This window comes from Providencia sp. Me31A (genome assembly GCF_050487165.1).
In the GTDB taxonomy this organism is placed as follows: Bacteria; Pseudomonadota; Gammaproteobacteria; order Enterobacterales; family Enterobacteriaceae; genus Providencia.
In genome coordinates this window covers 68402-86294 of the sequence record NZ_JBKQGZ010000014.1, presented here as the reverse complement: position 1 = coordinate 86294, position 17893 = coordinate 68402, and the positions used below count along the sequence as shown (strand labels likewise).

The 17893-nt window shown below is 39.9% G+C and carries 14 protein-coding genes and 1 pseudogene; 10 read left to right on the top strand and 5 right to left on the bottom strand.

Features of this window, described 5'->3' with window-relative positions; translation table 11 throughout:
- On the top strand, window positions 1-198 hold the full coding sequence (locus ACLPIE_RS13135; RefSeq protein WP_430262242.1) for a DUF3311 domain-containing protein: 198 nt from the start codon (window positions 1-3) through the stop codon (window positions 196-198).
- Window positions 195-1637: a sodium:solute symporter family protein gene (locus tag ACLPIE_RS13130; RefSeq protein WP_430262240.1), complete on the top strand. Its 1443-nt coding sequence runs from the start codon at window positions 195-197 to the stop codon at window positions 1635-1637. Before ACLPIE_RS13135 ends, ACLPIE_RS13130 begins: the two co-directional genes overlap by 4 nt.
- Before the next feature lie 55 nt (window positions 1638-1692).
- Here ACLPIE_RS13130 and ACLPIE_RS13125 read toward each other — a convergent pair.
- Window positions 1693-2162, bottom strand: a pseudogene (locus tag ACLPIE_RS13125) (DMT family transporter).
- Between the two features lie 103 nt (window positions 2163-2265).
- On the opposite strand from ACLPIE_RS13125, the gene ACLPIE_RS13120 reads away from it, so the two are divergent.
- Window positions 2266-3159 (top strand): LysR family transcriptional regulator, encoded by an 894-nt coding sequence (locus ACLPIE_RS13120; protein WP_430262238.1) that lies wholly within the window; start codon window positions 2266-2268, stop codon window positions 3157-3159.
- Between the two features lie 64 nt (window positions 3160-3223).
- On the opposite strand, the gene pta is transcribed toward ACLPIE_RS13120, so the two are convergent.
- Window positions 3224-5353, bottom strand: coding sequence for a phosphate acetyltransferase (gene pta, locus ACLPIE_RS13115; RefSeq protein WP_430262299.1), 2130 nt, complete (start codon window positions 5351-5353; stop codon window positions 3224-3226).
- Between the two features lie 87 nt (window positions 5354-5440).
- Window positions 5441-6643, bottom strand: a complete 1203-nt coding sequence (ackA, locus tag ACLPIE_RS13110; protein WP_430262236.1) for an acetate kinase — start codon at window positions 6641-6643, stop codon at window positions 5441-5443.
- A 677-nt stretch (window positions 6644-7320) separates the two neighbouring features.
- Between ackA and yfbV the strand changes: the two genes are divergently transcribed.
- From yfbV to ACLPIE_RS13090, 4 genes are all read left to right on the top strand, one after another.
- Window positions 7321-7776: a terminus macrodomain insulation protein YfbV gene (gene yfbV / locus ACLPIE_RS13105; protein WP_430262234.1), complete on the top strand. Its 456-nt coding sequence runs from the start codon at window positions 7321-7323 to the stop codon at window positions 7774-7776.
- A gap of 149 nt (window positions 7777-7925) precedes the next feature.
- Window positions 7926-8420 (top strand): YfbU family protein, encoded by a 495-nt coding sequence (locus tag ACLPIE_RS13100; protein WP_430262232.1) that lies wholly within the window; start codon window positions 7926-7928, stop codon window positions 8418-8420.
- Window positions 8421-8719: 299 nt separating this feature from the next.
- On the top strand, window positions 8720-9394 hold the full coding sequence (locus ACLPIE_RS13095; RefSeq protein WP_430262230.1) for a sugar phosphatase: 675 nt from the start codon (window positions 8720-8722) through the stop codon (window positions 9392-9394).
- Window positions 9395-9482: 88 nt separating this feature from the next.
- Window positions 9483-11312 carry an SLC13 family permease gene (locus tag ACLPIE_RS13090; RefSeq protein ID WP_430262228.1) on the top strand — a complete coding sequence of 610 codons (1830 nt, stop codon included), beginning with the start codon at window positions 9483-9485 and terminating at the stop codon, window positions 11310-11312.
- Window positions 11313-11721: 409 nt separating this feature from the next.
- On the opposite strand, the gene yfbR is transcribed toward ACLPIE_RS13090, so the two are convergent.
- On the bottom strand, window positions 11722-12303 hold the full coding sequence (yfbR, locus tag ACLPIE_RS13085; RefSeq protein ID WP_430262226.1) for a 5'-deoxynucleotidase: 582 nt from the start codon (window positions 12301-12303) through the stop codon (window positions 11722-11724).
- A 404-nt stretch (window positions 12304-12707) separates the two neighbouring features.
- Window positions 12708-13922 carry a pyridoxal phosphate-dependent aminotransferase gene (locus ACLPIE_RS13080; RefSeq protein WP_430262224.1) on the bottom strand — a complete coding sequence of 405 codons (1215 nt, stop codon included), beginning with the start codon at window positions 13920-13922 and terminating at the stop codon, window positions 12708-12710.
- A gap of 796 nt (window positions 13923-14718) precedes the next feature.
- Here ACLPIE_RS13080 and ACLPIE_RS13075 point away from each other — a divergent pair.
- The 3 genes from ACLPIE_RS13075 to ACLPIE_RS13065 all read left to right on the top strand — a co-directional run bounded on the left by ACLPIE_RS13075 (window position 14719) and on the right by ACLPIE_RS13065 (window position 17891).
- On the top strand, window positions 14719-15645 hold the full coding sequence (locus tag ACLPIE_RS13075; RefSeq protein ID WP_430262222.1) for a LysR family transcriptional regulator: 927 nt from the start codon (window positions 14719-14721) through the stop codon (window positions 15643-15645).
- A 1109-nt stretch (window positions 15646-16754) separates the two neighbouring features.
- Window positions 16755-17198 (top strand): NADH-quinone oxidoreductase subunit A, encoded by a 444-nt coding sequence (locus ACLPIE_RS13070; protein ID WP_430262220.1) that lies wholly within the window; start codon window positions 16755-16757, stop codon window positions 17196-17198.
- An 18-nt stretch (window positions 17199-17216) separates the two neighbouring features.
- Window positions 17217-17891, top strand: coding sequence for a NuoB/complex I 20 kDa subunit family protein (locus tag ACLPIE_RS13065; protein WP_004912254.1), 675 nt, complete (start codon window positions 17217-17219; stop codon window positions 17889-17891).
- Window positions 17892-17893 lie beyond the last annotated feature (2 nt).

Sequence of the window (17893 nt, the reverse complement as noted above, 5' to 3'; positions counted from 1 at the left end):
ATGAAATGGTATCACTATTTAGTTATTTTCCCGATATTGGCGTTAACCGTGGGCATTTATTTTGTTAACCAAGTTGAACCTTTCATCATGGGTTTACCATTCTTAATGTTTTGGATCGTTGTGTGGGTGATTATTACTGCTTTAGTTATGTTACTGATAAATGTATTAGATAGTAAAAATACTAAGGAAAGCTCATGAGTTCCTCATTAATTATTATTATCGCATTTTTCTTTTTTAGTATTTATTTGGCTATTCGCGCTAAAAAAGGCAAAACGATGGATCACGAGGGGTGGTCTGTTGGCGGGCGTAGCTATGGGGCATTGTTAGTTTTCCTTCTAAGCGCAGGGGAAATCTATACCACATTTACATTCCTTGGTGGGAGTGGTTGGGCATACGGTAAAGGGCCTGCAATTCTCTATACACTGGCCGTCAATGCTTTCATGGGGATCTTTTTGTATTGGGTACACCCAAGGGTATGGCGTTTTGCAAAAGATAACGATGTTAGAACAATATCTGAATTCTTTACTAAGAAATATAATAGCCAAGGGTTAGGGTTATTAATTAGTTTAATTTCCATTGCGGCAATGGTGCCTTTATTTGTTTTGCAACTTAAAGGATTGGGGATTATTGTTTCCCAAGCGTCTTATGGTGCGATCCCTGCAGATATGGCGATTTGGATTGGTATTATTGCTGTTACATTATTTGTGATGATCTCGGGTATTCATGGTTCAGCTTGGACATCGGCACTGAAAGATTTAATGATTTTAGTCGTGGTGCTATTTATTGGGATCTATATCCCGTTACATTACTACGGTAGCTTTGGTGATATGTTTAAAGCTATCGATACTGCTATGCCAAGTTTCTTAACATTTCCGGAAACAGGCCTAAATATCCCGTGGTATATTTCTACTATTTTCTTATCGGTGGTCGCTTATTTTTGTTGGCCACACTATATGGCGGCAGTATTTACTGCTAAAGATGAAAAATCACTTAAGCGTAATAGTATTTTAATTCCTGCTTATAGTTTGATTATGTTATTTGCCTTTTTTGTGGGTTATGCGGCGATATTGCAGATCCCACATCTTGAAGGCGCTGGGGTCGATTTATCACTATTTGAAATATCGAAAAGTACGTTTTCGCCTATCGTGGTTGGCTTTATTGGCGCGGCAGGGATGCTAACGGCATTAGTGCCAGGTTCAATGCTATTACTCACAACCTCAAATATGCTCGCGGGTGTATTGCAAAAAGCGTTAGGAGTGAGTGAAGAGAAACGTCAATCAGGTGTTTACGCACGCTTCATGGTGCCACTGGTTGCATTAGTGAGCCTCTATTTCATATTCCACAGTAATGACACGTTAGTCGCGATAATGTTGTTAGGGGTGAATATCGTGGCGCAGTTCTTTCCTGCGTTATTGATGAGTTTTAAACAACATAATCTAATGACCTCCGCTGGTGCTATTAGTGGTATTAGTGCAGGAGTATTATTCCTAGCAGTCACATATATTGAGAAAATTTCATTGGCACAATTGTTCCCTTGGTTAGGGGAAGGGTTAAGCTTTATGAATATCGGTATTGCTGCATTTGTTCTGAATATTATTGTGGCAGTGGTTGTTTCATTATTTACCCGTAAAAAATAATATTGTTTGATTAAATAAAATACCCGCCAGTATGATGCGGGTATTTTTATGTTAACTATTTACGTGATAGTTGAACACAGAAAACACCTGCGATCACTAAGCCAATCCCCAGTATTTTTCCAAGTGGTACGGGGGTTTGTGGCATTCCAAACCAGCCAAAGTGTTCTATTAAAGCTGAAATTAGTAGCTGCCCTATGATAACCATTACAAAGAAAGTCGAACTGCCAATTTTGGAACTAAAATAAGCGCTGAGGTGAGATAAAGCATACCTGCAATTCCGCCAAACCAAATCCAGATAGGTTGTTGGAAAAGGGCAATACTAAAATTTGGCTTCGGTACTTTAAATATAAATAATAATGGAATGAGCACGATAATACTGATAATCAATGAAATAGCGGTTGCCCATAATGGATGGCCTAATTGGCGTGCTAAAAGTGCATTACTTGCCGCTTGAATAGGGACAACGACGCCCGAAAATAGAGCCACTAACGCCAAAAGTAGTGCAGATAATGACAGTGTAGACATATAAACCTCGGTGTTAACAGGAGATCATTATTGATTTAAGGTGAGCTTAATGAGTGGGAGACTGATTGGGAAATGAACAATTTTATAAGGTACTATTCGTCAAATGGATAACTTAAGAAGATTAGATTTAAATCAATTGGTTACCTTGTTGGTTTTGTTACGCGAGCGTCATGTTAGCCGCGCGGCTGAGGCGTTACATAAAAGCCAACCTGCGGTTAGTCATACACTGAACCAGTTGCGCGAACTGTTTCAAGACCCATTATTGGTTCGCCAGCAAGGGCAGTACCAATTAACGAGTAAGGCGGGTGCTTTGTATGCGCCATTATTAAATGCGCTAGGGCAGCTCGATTATTTGATTTCTCAACAAAATTTCCGACCCGAGTTGTGTCACCGCCAGTTTAATATCGCGTTATCTGACTATGGTGCAGCGATTATTACTTTACCACTCACACGCTATTTGCGGTCACATGCCCCTGATGTAGATTTGAAAATTTGGCATTGTAGCCGTGAAGAAATGCAGACTAAATTGCAAGAAGGGAGTTTAGACTTGGCATTTGGGGTGTTCAATTCATTGGATAATACCTTACAGGCACAGTCTGTTTTTCAAGACCGCATGGTCAGTGTGGCAGATAAATCGATTTGCCCCAAAGGGGAGATGACGCTACGTGAATGGCTTTCATATCCACATATTGCTGTCAGTATGAAACCTGTTGATGCAAATGAAGTGGATATTCAATTAAAGCGTTTAAATCTACAACGACGCGTAGCGGTGACCGTGCCTTATTGGCAAGTAGCGCCAACATTAGTTGAAAATACAGACTTAATTTTAACGGTCGCTCGGAAAGTTTTCCCACAAGAAATGAGCGAACAATATGTCATATTTGAGCCACCGATTAACATTCCTTTACTTGACTTTCAGATGGTATGGCATGAGCGCAGTGATACAGATAATGCATTAAATTGGTTAAGAGAAATCATTGCCAATTTATTAAAATAATAAAAAATGCCAACCAGTTAAGTGAACTGGTTGGCATTCATCGACATCATAGACTTAACTGTTTTTATACGTTTTCGTTCTGTACCGCTTGGATAGCAGTTAACGCAACGGTATAAACGATATCATCAACTAATGCTCCACGAGATAGGTCATTGACGGGTTTACGCATACCTTGCAGCATTGGACCGATAGACACTAAGTCAGCAGAACGTTGTACGGCTTTATATGTGGTATTACCGGTATTCAAGTCTGGGAAGATAAACACCGTAGCTTTACCTGCTACCGGGGAATTAGGTGCTTTCGATTTAGCGACATCAGCCATCACCGCAGCATCATACTGTAATGGACCATCAATCATCAGGTCAGGGCGTTTTTCTTGCGCTAAGCGTGTTGCTTCACGTACTTTCTCAACGTCACTACCTGCACCGGAGTTACCTGTAGAGTAAGAAATCATCGCAACGCGTGGGTCGATACCAAACGCTTTTGCAGAATCCGCAGATTGGATAGCGATTTCGGATAATTGTTCTGCGGTTGGGTCTGGGTTGATAGCACAGTCACCATAAACAAACACTTGCTCAGGTAATAGCATGAAGAAGACGGAAGACACTAATGAGCTACCCGGCGCCGTTTTAATTAATTGCAACGGTGGGCGAATCGTATTTGCAGTGGTATGAACCGCACCAGACACAAGGCCATCAACTTCGCCTTTTTCGAGCATCAATGTTCCTAGAACCACGTTATCTTCCAGTTGTTCACGTGCAACAACTTCGGTCATCCCTTTGTTCTTACGCAGTTCAACGAGACGCGAAACGTATTCTTCACGGACTTTAATTGGATCAACGATTTCAATACCGGTGCCTAATTCAATACCTTGAGCCGCAGCAACACGACGAATTTCTTCAGGGTTACCTAACAGAACACATGTCGCGATACCACGGTCAGCACAGATAGAAGCCGCTTTAACGGTACGGGGTTCATCACCTTCAGGTAGAACGATACGTTTGCCCGCTTTACGTGCTAATTCAGTCAACTGATAGCGGAATGCTGGCGGAGATAAACGGTTTGGACGTTCTGAGTCAGCAACCAGTGATTCAATCCATTCACTGCTAATATGGCGAGCGACATAGTTTTGGATTTTTTCAATACGCTCATGGTCATCTGCGGGGACTTCTAAGCTGAAGCTTTGCAGATTCAAAGACGTTTGCCATGTGTTACTTTTGACCATGAAAACAGGTAGGCCAGTTTCAAATGCTTGTTCACATAATTGGCGGATTGGTGCATCAATGTTGTAACCGCCGGTGAGCAGGACAGCACCAATTTCGACACCATTCATCGCTGCAAGGCAGGCAGATACCAGCACATCAGGACGGTCCGCTGAGGTCACTAATAAAGAACCCGGACGGAAGTGTTCAAGCATGTGTGGAATACTGCGGGCACAGAAAGTCACTGATTTAACGCGGCGAGTTTTAATTTCACCTTCGTTAACAATCTCAGCACCTAAGTGTTTTGCCATATCAATTGCACGGGTTGCGATTAAGTCAAAATTCCATGGAATTGATGCAAGAACAGGTAAATTCAAGGAGACGAGTTGCTTGGTATCGAGGTTTGCAACGGTCGCTTTAGTTGAGTCATCAAAGATTTCAGACAGGTCAGGGCGTGTACGGCCTTGTTCATCAACAGGTGCATTGACCTTGTTAATGATGACACCAATAATATTTTTATTACGTTGACCGCCAAATTCATTACGGACCAGTTCCAAACGTTCTTGCATTTGAGTAATACTGCTATTACCAGGTGCAGTAACAAAAACAATTTCAGCACCCAGTGTTTTGGCAATTTCATAGTTCAATGATTGTGCAAAGGAATGCTTACGAGTAGGAACAAGACCTTCAATCAGGATAACTTCTGCATTTTTTGTGTGGTCATGGTAACGAGCCACAATTTCTTCCATTAATACATCTTTTTTAGATGAAGTCAGAAGTGATTCAACGTATTCCATTGTTAATGGTTCAACAATGGTGGTAATACTTGAATGCGAACGCAGGACTTCTGTTGTTTGATCTTTGTTTCCAGAGACACGTGGCTGCGCAATAGGCTTGAACACGCTCAGTTGGACACCTTTTTCTTCCATTGAACGAACGACACCTAAGCTAACGCTGGTTAAACCAACACTGGTGCCTGTAGGTATTAACATAATTGTACGGGACACGGGAACCTCTTTGTTTCGGTTACTCTAATGATAAAACGTTACCGCCAGCAAATTGCTGGCGGTAGAAGTGACTTATGCGGTTAAACGCGCAGTATCTTGGGCGATAACCAATTCTTCATTGGTTGCGATAACCAGCGCTGGGCGGCTGTTATCGGTAGTGATTAAACCTTCTTTACCGAAACGAGCGGCTAAGTTGCGTTCATGGTCATATTCGAAACCAAGGATAGCCAGTTTTTTCAGGGTGATTTCACGAACTTGTGCTGAGTTTTCACCAATACCACCCGTGAAGATAATAGCATCAAGACGGCCTTCCATCAGGGCGCTATATGCACCTACATATTTTGCTAAACGATGGCAAAATACGTCCATTGCACGAGTTGCTTCTTCTGCTTTACCGTAGTTATCTTCAACATAGCGGCAGTCGCTTGTCACACCTGTCAGACCTAACAGACCTGATTCTTTCGTCAGCATTTTGTTGATTTGTTCAACGCTCATACCTAACGAGTCGTGTAAATGAAAGATAATAGCAGGGTCAATATCACCACTACGGGTACCCATGACTAAGCCTTCTAAAGGCGTCAGTCCCATTGAGGTATCAACACATTTACCGTTAACGATAGCGGTTACAGAACCCCCGTTACCTAAATGACAAGTGATAACATTTAATTCATCAACAGGCTTGTTTAATTTTTTAGCCGCTTCACGAGAGACATAATAATGGCTGGTACCATGTGCACCATAACGGCGAATACTGTGTTCTGAATACAATTCGTATGGTAGAGCATACAGATAGGACTCTTGTGGCATGGTCTGATGGAATGCCGTGTCGAAGACCGCAACATTTTTGTTAATCAGGTGCGGGAAAGATTTTCTCGCTTCTTCAATACCAATAAGATGAGCAGGGTTATGCAGTGGTGCAAATGGAATAGCCGCTTCGATACCTTTAATCACATCATCAGTGATCAAGACAGATGAGGTGAATTTCTCGCCGCCGTGAACAATACGGTGGCCGATGGAGGTGATCTGCTCTGATAGCTCAGGTTTTTCAGCAAGAATTGTATTAACAATGAAATTCAATGCTTCGCTATGCGCCGCGCCAGCACCTAAAGGTGCTTCTTTTTTAGCACCATCCATTTTCCACTTAATACGGGCTTCAGGGAGGTTGAAACACTCAGCTAAACCGGATAAAAATTCATCTCCATTAGTTGGATCGATGATGGCGAATTTCAATGAGGAGCTACCGCAGTTTAGAACCAGTACCAGCTTACTTGACATGGAAATACCTATCGTTAATTGTTGTTGTGAAGCCTTTAAACAGCGAAAGACTTAGAATAAAAATCGTTGTCGCTAGAGCCTAGCGCATTTATTACCTGCTACTTTATGATTGACATCATGTTAATGGTGAAAAGTTAGCGTGAGTGGTAATTTTAATGGGTTCCATAAACACTCGTTATGCTTTCTTTGCGAAATTATTTAAGGAAATATTTCGCATTTTGTGTTGAAATAACGACCAGAACCCCAATATATAACTGTTGTCTATCTTTTTTATCACACCGTTTTTTAATCTCTATAACTCACATATATTGGACTTTTTAAAGTAACCTCATGTTAATCATAAACATCTGGATGTAACAAATTAGATAGATAAAGCTACAAAGTAACAATTTCAACAGCAATTCTAAATAGGGCTGATTCTACTAAAAATATTTTATATTTTATACGTTTTTTTTAAAAATAGGTTGTTTGATTGATTAAAATCATAAGTGACGTATAAGGCTGTGTTACAGCGTGGGGGGAACCCTGCTATGAGAATAGCTGATTTTAAATGAATTAGCTCATTTTAAGGTAAATTTAATGACGTTGTTTTGTTATCTTAAGTGTGCGTTCACTGCCACAATGGCGTAAGCTTATACATTATTGCATTAGTTTGAGTAGTCGATAGGAAACGTTTCATGAGTACATTACAAAGTCCCCCCCCTGGTTTCTTTAAGCGCTTTAGATTAGGAAATCGCTATCTGAAGACCTTTCCTATGGAGAAAAAACTTTCGCCTATTTTTCCTGAGATCCGCATTAACAAAGCGGTTCGTTTTGGCATTCGTTATATGCCACCGATTGCCGTTTTTACGTTAGCGTGGCAAATCGCACTGGGTGGGCAGTTGGGGCCGGCAATAGCGACCGCACTGTTTGCCTGTAGTTTGCCAATGCAAGGTTTATGGTGGTTAGGAAAACGTGCTGCTACGCCATTACCATCAAGTTTACTAAGCTGGTTTCATGAAATTCGTGAGAAATTTAGCGAGGCGGGAATTGCGATGGCGCCGATTGAGCATCAACCTGATTATATGGCACTTGCGGACTTATTAAAACGTGCGTTTAAGCAGTTAGATCGTTCCTTTATGGAAGATATTTGAGAATAAAACACAGTACATTTTTGTTAAAAGGTAGATTTAACAATAAGTAATGCAGAAACCGTGTTTAGATCAATAAAAACAGTGTTTTCACTGTCTATGATATAAGTTGAATGCGAAGATAAGCCATACTTTTCTGTAGGAGAGCCATAATGGAAATGACTAACGCACAACGCCTGATTTTATCGAATCAGTATAAAATGATGACCATGCTTGATCCTGATAATGCAGAGCGTTACCGTCGTTTACAAACGATTATCGAACGCGGCTTTGGGTTGCAAATGCGTGAGCTAGATAGGGACTTTGGGCATTTAAGTGAAGATACATGCCGTACTGTGATTGATATCATGGAAATGTACCATGCATTGCAAGTCTCCTATAGCAATATGGACAATAAGCAAGATATTGATGGCCGTCGCGTGCAGTTTTTAGGCTTTGATGCGGCGACCGAAGCGCGTTATTTGAGCTATGTTCGTTTTATGGTTAATACCGAAGGGCGTTATACCCATTTCGACAGCGGAACTCATGGCTTTAATTCGCAAACACCGATGTGGGAAAAATATAACCGCATGTTAGCGATTTGGCACGCCTGTCCTCGTCAGTATCATTTATCCTCGGTAGAGGTTTCCCAGATCTTAAACGCCTAATGCTCGTCATTCTTCGCGCTGTTGCGTTGTTGGCTGCGTTCGGCTACTCGGGTCACATACTTGTGTATGCTCCCCGAGATATCCTTTCTGGCCGCCTAGCAACAGCACGAATAATTTAGTGCACTAAGTTTGACTCTCTTCTCATGATTTCTACGTCTTTTACGTATTTGAAACTCAGCGTTAGGCTAAATTCTTAATTATTTAACATATTGAGGTTGCGTATGTACGCTTGTTTATCGTTAACTAGTCGTTAAATCGATTCAACTTTGTATGTGAATAACAAAACTAAAGAGGTAAACGTGAAATTAAAGGCAAAAGGGTTTCTTTTCGATCTGGATGGTACATTAGCAGATTCGCTTGCTGTCGTTGAGCGTTGTTGGTGTAAATTTGGTGAGCGTATTGGTAAAAGTGCTGAGGAAATCATTAGCTATATCCATGGAAAACCTGCATTGACCAGTTTGCGCCATTTTTTACCGCATGCGAGTGACAAAGAAATTATGGATTATTTTCGTTGGTTAGAAAAAATGGAGAGTGAAGATACCGAAGGTGTCGTAGCTTTACCCGGCGCGATCAACTTGTTATCACGTTTAAATGAAATAGGTGCCCCTTGGGCCATCGTCACTTCTGGAACGGTGCCAATTGCTCACGGTCGTCAGCAAGCCGCAGGTTTACCTGAACCAAAACATTGGGTCACATTTGAAAAAGTGACTAAGGGTAAGCCAGATCCTGAACCTTTTTTGTTAGGTGCAGATATTCTTTCTTTGCCTCCAAAATCGTGTATTGCTTTCGAAGATGCAACCGCAGGCATCCATTCTGCACTTAGCGCGGGTTGCCAAGTGGTAGCGGTGCATGCACCAGAAGGGATGGCTCGTCGGGATGAAATTAATATAATTGTGAGTTCGCTGGAACAAATTTCCGTTATGGGACCAGACAATAATGGTGATTATGAACTTTTAGTGTCTAAATTAGGTTAATCGTGATCTAATCAAAGAAATTCTCCGTAAAACGTGGTTAACTAAAGAAAATCTTTAGCAATGTTTTTTTTCGTCGAAAGGGGATATTTTGAACGGAGAATTGCTGTGGGTATTAACCCTCCTACTGATCGCGATCGTTTTATTTACCACAAATAAAATCCGCATGGATGTGGTCGCGTTATTGGTGATCGTCGCTTTTGTGTTGAGTGATACCTTAACGCTACAGCAGGCAACCGCAGGGTTTGCTGATCCTAATGTATTGTTAATCGCCGCTTTGTTTGTTATTGGTGATGGTCTTGTCCGTACAGGGATAGCTTATCAGATGGGGGACTGGCTTGTTCGCGTTGCGGGAAACAGTGAGAGCAAAATGTTGGTTTTTTTGATGATCACTGTTTCAGGCCTTGGGGCATTTATGAGCTCAACGGGGGTCGTGGCTATTTTCATCCCTGTGGTGCTGAGCGTCGCTTCCCGCATGAAAACATCACCAAGCCGCTTAATGATGCCACTTGGTTTTGCTGGGCTTATCAGCGGTATGATGACTCTGGTGGCAACGCCTCCCAATATGGTAGTGAATAGTGAGTTGTTGCGCGAAGGTATTGACGGTTTTAAATTTTTCTCAATTACCCCTATCGGTATTTTGATTTTACTCGCGGGTATTGCCTACATGTGGCTGACTCGTCGTTGGCTAGGGAGTAATGAACCCGATAAACTCCCTGAGCGTTATCAGCGTACTTTTCGTGATTTAATCCGTGACTATAAACTAACGGGCAGGGCTCGTCGCCTAGCTATTCGTAAAGGCTCCCCATTGATAGGTCACACACTTGACGAGCTACATTTACGTTCACGTTATGAAGCTAACGTGGTCGGTATAGAACGTTGGCGTAAATTCCGTCGTGTCATGGTCAGTGCTACCGGCGGAACGGAGCTACGTGAACGTGATGTTTTGTTAGTTGATATTTCGGTAAGCGATGATGATTTGCGCCAATTTTGTGGTGAAAAATTGCTTGAGCCTATGATTTTGCGGGGGGATTATTTTTCGGATCAATCTCGTGATGTGGGTATGGCTGAAGTTTCCATGAACCCTGATTCAGAGTTACTAGGTAAATCCCTCAGAGAGATTAAATTTCGTACTCGTTATGGCCTTAATGTGGTCGGGCTCCGCCGTGACGGTAAAGCATTAAGCGGTAAATTAGTCGATGAACCGTTAAGACTTGGTGATATATTATTGGTTATTGGGGATTGGAAGTTGATCCGTGTTTTGTCAACAAAACCCCGTAATTTTATTGTGCTAAATTTTGCAGCTGAGGTTGAAGCAGTTGCGCCAGCTTCATCTCAAGCACCTCATGCATTGTTTTGCCTTGCGCTGATGGTAGCCATGATGGTAACCAATGAGGTTCCAAATTTTATTGCAGCACTCATTGCTTGTTTGTTGATGGGAAAATTTCGCTGTATTGATATGGAAAGCGCGTATAAATCTATTCACTGGCCAAGCATCATTCTCATTGTGGGGATGATGCCGTTTGCGATCGCTTTGCAAGAGACAGGCGGTATAGCTCTTGCGGTTGATGCCCTAATGAAGGTTGCAGGTGGGTTAGGGCCGCATGTGATGTTACTGTGCCTATTTATCTTGTGTGCCACTATTGGGTTGTTTATCTCTAACACTGCTACAGCAGTATTAATGGCACCTATCGCGATTGCTGCCGCACGGCAAATGGAAGTCTCTCCTTTACCCTTTGCAATGGTCATTGGTATCGCTGCATCTGCTGCATTTATGACTCCGGTTTCATCACCAGTTAATACCTTAGTACTGGGTCCTGGTGGCTATAAATTTTCTGATTTTTTGAAAATGGGAGTACCATTTACCATTATAGTTATGTTTATTAGTGTAGCGGTTATTCCGATACTGTTTCCTTTTTAAGTACACATAAAAATAATTTCAAAAAAAGCTCTATGATATATTAGAGCTTTTTTGCTATTAAAATTAATGATATTTTTAATGTTTAATATATTGCAAAATAGAACTTACTATTGATATTTTCTTTTTTAATATATGCCAATTATCAATAAAAATAATCCCAAATGAATAGAGGGGATATGATAAATTTAATTTTGATTAATGTGATTTGAAAATTAGCGGAGGGCGGAACTATCAATTTTTGAGTTAATGTATTTATTCCTTAACACTCAAGAGTATTTTCTACAACGATAGACTACAATATAAAATGAGTAAAAGTTGATTAAACTATTTAATCAGAGGCACTTAAAGCTCATTGACTACTAATAAATTAATAATATTTAAGCAGGTATAAAACACCACACCTTATATGTTAATTACTAATTTCATCTAAAGAAAGAGTAAAGCTCGGAACGAAGGTTTTCATAAAATATTCCATTTCTGGACTATTTCTTTCGACGAGCATTTTTTCAAGGCGTCTTTTAGCGAGTTTAAATTCACTGTTGCCTGCTGAAAGTTCTTCTAAACATTTTAAATAAGCGCATAAGGTGTCTGCTTGTTTCACGATAAAGTGTTCTTCTTCTGATTGTAACTCTTCAATGAGTAAACATTTAAAATCTTCTTGTAGCTCTTCGGGTAACATATCGAGCAATTTTTGCTGAGCAAATTTTTCGATCTTTTTATATTCATAAGCAATTTGTTGATTATGATATTTAATGGGGGTGGGTAAGTCACCAGTGATCACTTCACTAGCATCATGATACATAGCGAATAAAGCGATTTTTTCTGCGTTTACGTTTCCTTCGAACTTGCGGTTTTTAATGATTGCAAGTGCATGGGCAACCATAGCGACTTGTAGGCTATGTTCTGAAACATTTTCAATACGTACGTTACGCATGAGTGGCCAGCGGTGGATCAACTTCATTCTAGCTAGGTGGGCGAAAAAGTAGCTCATAAATCCTCTTTAATGCTGTCAACAAACAATAAAAATTATAACGGAAATAGAGATGAAGTGATATGAATTTATTGTTTTTTAATGAGTTACTTAGGAAGTATCAAATTTTTATATTAAATAAATTATTTTATAGTAATCATAATAGTACATTCTTTTTTTGATATACTTGATTAATATTGTATTTTTATTGAATTATAATATTAAAAAAATATAATGAATTTTCAATTCAAAAATAAAGAGGCAATATGAAATATTTTCCATTTATATTATTGGGCTTTTTTCTCGTAGCAATTTATTTTATTTCCATTATTTGATATTCAAAATAGTATAGTCAATAAATGAATAAACAAAGCCTCCACATTTGGAGGCTTCACATATAAAAAATACAGAAATAAAACTAGATACTATTGTCGGTAACCTTCAAGGAAACGGCCAAATTTATTGATAGCCATTTCTAAATCATCTGCGTATGGTAACGTGACAATTCTAAAATGGTCAGGTTCAGGCCAGTTAAACGCTGTACCTTGTACCAGTAGTACTTTCTCTTGTAATAACAAGTCGAGGATCATTTTTTGGTCATCATGGATATTAAAACGTTTAATATCAATTTTCGGGAACATGTATAGTGCACCTTGTGGTTTAACACAAGATACACCCGGAATTTGATTAATAAGTTCCCATGCTCGATTGCGTTGCTCATATAAACGACCACCTGGTTGAATAAATTCACTGATGCTCTGGTAGCCGCCAAGTGCTGTTTGAATGGCATGTTGCATTGGTACGTTAGCACACAAGCGCATTGATGCTAACATTTCTAAGCCTTCAATGTAGCTCTTCGCGTGTTTTTTCGGCCCATTTAATACCATCCAGCCTTGGCGAAAGCCTGCAACACGATATGTTTTTGATAAACCGTTAAAAGTGATTGTTAACAAGTCAGGTGCGAGTGCTGCAATTGAGTGATGCACCGCATCATCGTAAAGAATTTTATCATAAATTTCATCAGCATAAATAATAAGGTTATGCTGACGCGCAATTTCAACAATTTCTATCAACAGGTCTTTGCTGTAGACCGCACCAGTGGGGTTATTTGGGTTGATGATGACAATACCACGTGTTCTTGGTGTTATTTTTTTACGGATATCTTCGATATCAGGCATCCAGCCTTGTTGCTCATCACACATATAGTGCACTGCTTTACCACCAGATAGGGAAACAGCAGCCGTCCATAATGGGTAATCAGGCGCAGGAACTAGCATTTCATCGCCATTGTTTAGTAAGGCTTGCATTGCTTGTACGATAAGTTCGGATACACCATTACCTATGTAAACGTCCTCTACGGTCATTTCATGAATACCGCGAGCTTGGTAGTGTTGCACAATCGCTTTACGTGCAGAATATAACCCTTTTGAATCACAATAGCCTTGTGAACTTGGCAAATTACGTAAAACATCAACAAGGATTTCATCGGGGGCTTCAAAACCAAACGGTGCCGGATTACCAATGTTAAGTTTGAGGACTTTGTTGCCTTCTTCTTCTAAGCGTTTAGCTTCTTTTAAAACGGGCCCACGAATGTCATAACAAACATTATCGAGCTTACTGGATTTAGTTAGATTGTTCATTGTTCTCTCATTACCCTAACGGGATTGCTTTGGTAGGGGGACCGGCATAGTTATCTTACTGTACTCCTCACTCCGAAGCTTTTGAAGATGCAAGGTAATTTTTGGTGTAAACGGTTGGTTTAAGCATAAATGTGATACATGATGTCTTATTATATTTATTAAGTCGACATATTAATTCAAATTTATTTTGCTATCTGGTTTTTTAATCTGATAATTCTCTGTGTTTTAGTGAGTAAAAGATAAAAAAGTGCTAATAGGTGCCAAAGATAAAATTGTATCAAACTGTAAAAAATAGGACATGAATCATTATTTCAGTAATAAATTTCACACTTTAATGCTCTTTTTTGATAATTATCAGGGTACTTTTGTTAGTAATATTGATTGTTCTCGCTGCCTAACTGTAGCTAAAAGTGTTGCATTTTTCTTTAATGATTTGATAAATATAGGTATTTTAAAACGATGAAATGGTTTTTATAATGTGTTTACATTAAAATAATTGCAATTACATTAAATATGCTACTATTTAGTCATATTTAATAAGGGATTTCCCTCAATTTTAAAAGAGAGAATTCCTATTTATTAAATATTTTTTTGATTTTTTGGAAGTATTCTAATTTAAGCAAGCTACTTTAATACTAACCACCTGTAGGTTTGTCTAAATAGATAAAATAAATAGAAGTCATTGCAGATCTACGGATTAGAAATGCATTCACTTAGTTGTTGCAATAAACTCGCTGATTCTCACGGAGGAGAGCAGAAACACCAGGTAACATAATATTATATAAGAGAATGAACGATGATAAATTCCAATCGTCCCATAATGAACCTAGATCTCGACTTGCTGCGTACTTTCGTTGCTGTCGCTGATCTTAATACATTCGCAGCCGCTGCTGCTGCGGTGTGTAGAACGCAGTCTGCGGTGAGCCAGCAGATGCAACGTTTAGAGCAATTAGTCGGGCGTGAGCTTTTTGCTCGTCATGGACGAAATAAATTGCTGACTGCGCATGGACTGCAATTACTCGGCTACGCAAGGCAAATACTGCGCGCAAATGATGATGCAACAGCATCATTAACTTATAATGACGCTGATGGTGAGCTGCGTATTGGCGCATCAGACGACACTGTCGACATTTTGCTGCCTTTTTTGCTTAATCGTATCGCCTCAGTATACCCTAGAATTGCGGTAGAAGTTCGCATTAAGCGCGCACAATTTATCGAGTCAATGCTGGATAACCACGAAATTGATTTAGCACTAACAACGGCTAGGATCAGCCATCACCCGAAAACAGCATTAAGAACTGTTCCTGTTTTGTGGCACAGTGCTCCTGATTTTCAGTTACGTCATAATGAACCGATTCCATTAGTCGTTATGGATGAGACTAACCCATATCGTAAACTTTGTACGAGTGCCTTGGATGAAGCGGGTTTATCATGGCATGTGGCGTATGAAGCGGCGTCTTTACCTGCTGTCCGCGCAGCAGTTAATGCAGAGGTTGGGGTAACGGCAAGACCAATGGAAATGCAAAATGCAGATCTACGTATCTTGAATGAAACTGATGGACTGCCCCGTTTACCTGATATTCAATACTGGTTGTATAAAAATGCGGATGAGCAAAAAGATTTTGTTTTGACTGTATTTAGTGCAATTGAAAACAAAAAAATTCCTTATGTTGCTGCTTCTCCTAGTGAGTTACTTGACAGCAGCATTGATAGTAATAACTAGGTTAGTCCTCTTATCGGTTATATTGATATGCAGGCCTAAGCTAAATGATGCTATCGACGGCAATTCCCATTTTACTGGGGGTTGCCGTTTTTTATTAACTTATGATTGAATGTTTGTTTGTGATCAATGCGTTAACAAGTTACACAAGTAAAATTAGATTTACCGTTTAGTTAGTAGGAAGTACGGCAACTCAAAGAATGGTGTGATAGCTTGGGCCCTTTAAGGATGAAAAGGGGAGAATGATCTGTTTTTAGGGCAGCATTATTTAGGTAATAATACTTAGACACTGAAACGATTATTCCATTGTGTTATGCGATATTTTCAATATTGGGAAATAGCTGCCAGAAATTAGGAACTGTTAATGTTGAAATAATACACAGTGGTAATCATTAAAAGAGTTATCAAGTTCAAATTTATCATTTTTTTACTCATATTTGTTCATAAAAAAGGCAATTAACCACTTAATAAGTATGGTTAAAAATCAAAGACCATGAAATAATTGTGATGTAGCTGGCATAACCTGAATTTCATTATTTGGTTAATGGTTTGTTACGTTGTTAACAATCTTTTTTTATTGAATTGATAAAATAGCGCTGTAATGTCAGTCGGTTAGTTAAGTCAATGAATAAAAAATGGTTACGATCTCTTAAAGTTAAATTGAATATGATGTAAACAAATTGAGTACTTTTTCAATAAAACTGTGCGTTAGATCAAATAAAAAGAGCAATTTTTCATCTGTTAAGACAGGTTTTTCCTGAGATAATGGTGTAGTAAAAACGAATAATCAGTTAAACTAGTTTGCGTGTTTACTTGTGTATTATTACACTGACACGTTTTAGCAGATTATGAGTTTTTTTTGTTGTTCTGTTGTTTTAAGTGTGTGAAGTTTTTGTAATAAATACGGGTTGTTTTACCTAATTTGGGTAAAATAAAATGTAATGAGAGAGGACAAACCAAACGCAGTCAACAGACTGATTTTAGTTTGGTGTTTTATAGATTGTGAACAATTTTGGTCTTTCTTCTCGATTAACTGGGCAATTGTGGTGCAATACTGCCGTGATATAAAAAAGAGCAGTTAACACACCATAAGTAATGAGTAAGCAACGAGTATGTCTACATCAATCCTAGCGTTAGCCCATAACTGGGCGTTTGCGATATTCCTCATCGGTACTATCGCTCTTTGTGCTTTCATGTTGACCGCGGGACATTTCCTAGGCAGTCGCGCCAAAGCCAGAACAAAACATGTCCCTTATGAGTCAGGTATTGACTCAGTCGGTAGTGCACGTCTTCGTATGTCAGCTAAGTTCTACTTAGTTGCTATGTTCTTCGTTATCTTCGATGTTGAAGCCATGTTCTTATTTGCATGGTCAGTTGCCATCCGCGAAGCCGGTTGGGTAGGCTTCATCGAAGCCGCGATCTTTATTTTGGTATTGTTGGCGGGATTGTTTTATCTAGTTCGCGTAGGAGCATTGGATTGGACTCCAGTCCGTTCCCGCGGAAAAGTTAAGCATCCTAGTGAAGTTATTAACATCAGCAATCGTCATCCGCAGTAAAAAGCGAGGCATTATACAATGGATTATACGCTCACCCGCATAGATCCGAACGGTGAGAACGACCGTTACCCACTGCAAACTCAGGAAATCGTGACTGATCCACTGGAGCAGCAAGTTGAAAACAGTGTGTACATGGGGAAACTTTCTCATGCATTACACGATGTGGTTAACTGGGGGCGCAAAAACTCTCTATGGCCATATAACTTTGGTCTTTCATGTTGCTATGTAGAAATGGTGACTTCGTTCACGGCTGTTCATGACGTAGCCCGCTTCGGTGCGGAAGTACTTCGTGCTTCACCTCGTCAAGCCGACTTCATGGTTGTTGCAGGAACTTGTTTCACTAAGATGGCTCCTGTTATTCAACGTCTGTATGACCAAATGCTAGAACCAAAATGGGTAATTTCCATGGGTTCATGTGCCAACTCTGGTGGCATGTATGACATTTATTCTGTTGTACAAGGCGTCGATAAATTTATCCCTGTGGATGTATACATCCCCGGTTGTCCACCGCGTCCAGAAGCCTATATGCAGGCTCTGCTTCTGTTGCAAGAATCTATTGGTAAAGAGCGTCGACCACTTTCTTGGGTCGTTGGCGACCAAGGTGTTTATCGCGCGAACATGCAATCAGAAAGAGAAAGAAAGCACGGTGAACGTATAGCAGTGACGAACCTGCGTACACCAGACGAAATTTAAGG

Bases quoted from the DNA above. Each gene is read 5' to 3' on its own strand.
- ACLPIE_RS13080 (WP_430262224.1), bottom strand. From the start codon at position 13,922: ATGAACAATCTAACTAAATCCAGTAAGCTCGATAATGTTTGTTATGAC.
- ACLPIE_RS13075 (WP_430262222.1), top strand. From the start codon at position 14,719: ATGATAAATTCCAATCGTCCCATAATGAACCTAGATCTCGACTTGCTG.
- yfbV (WP_430262234.1), top strand. From the start codon at position 7,321: ATGAGTACATTACAAAGTCCCCCCCCTGGTTTCTTTAAGCGCTTTAGA.
- ACLPIE_RS13130 (WP_430262240.1), top strand. From the start codon at position 195: ATGAGTTCCTCATTAATTATTATTATCGCATTTTTCTTTTTTAGTATT.
- ACLPIE_RS13120 (WP_430262238.1), top strand. From the start codon at position 2,266: ATGGATAACTTAAGAAGATTAGATTTAAATCAATTGGTTACCTTGTTG.
- pta (WP_430262299.1), bottom strand. From the start codon at position 5,353: ATGTTAATACCTACAGGCACCAGTGTTGGTTTAACCAGCGTTAGCTTA.
- ACLPIE_RS13065 (WP_004912254.1), top strand. From the start codon at position 17,217: ATGGATTATACGCTCACCCGCATAGATCCGAACGGTGAGAACGACCGT.
- ackA (WP_430262236.1), bottom strand. From the start codon at position 6,643: ATGTCAAGTAAGCTGGTACTGGTTCTAAACTGCGGTAGCTCCTCATTG.
- ACLPIE_RS13070 (WP_430262220.1), top strand. From the start codon at position 16,755: ATGTCTACATCAATCCTAGCGTTAGCCCATAACTGGGCGTTTGCGATA.
- ACLPIE_RS13100 (WP_430262232.1), top strand. From the start codon at position 7,926: ATGGAAATGACTAACGCACAACGCCTGATTTTATCGAATCAGTATAAA.
- yfbR (WP_430262226.1), bottom strand. From the start codon at position 12,303: ATGAGCTACTTTTTCGCCCACCTAGCTAGAATGAAGTTGATCCACCGC.
- ACLPIE_RS13135 (WP_430262242.1), top strand. From the start codon at position 1: ATGAAATGGTATCACTATTTAGTTATTTTCCCGATATTGGCGTTAACC.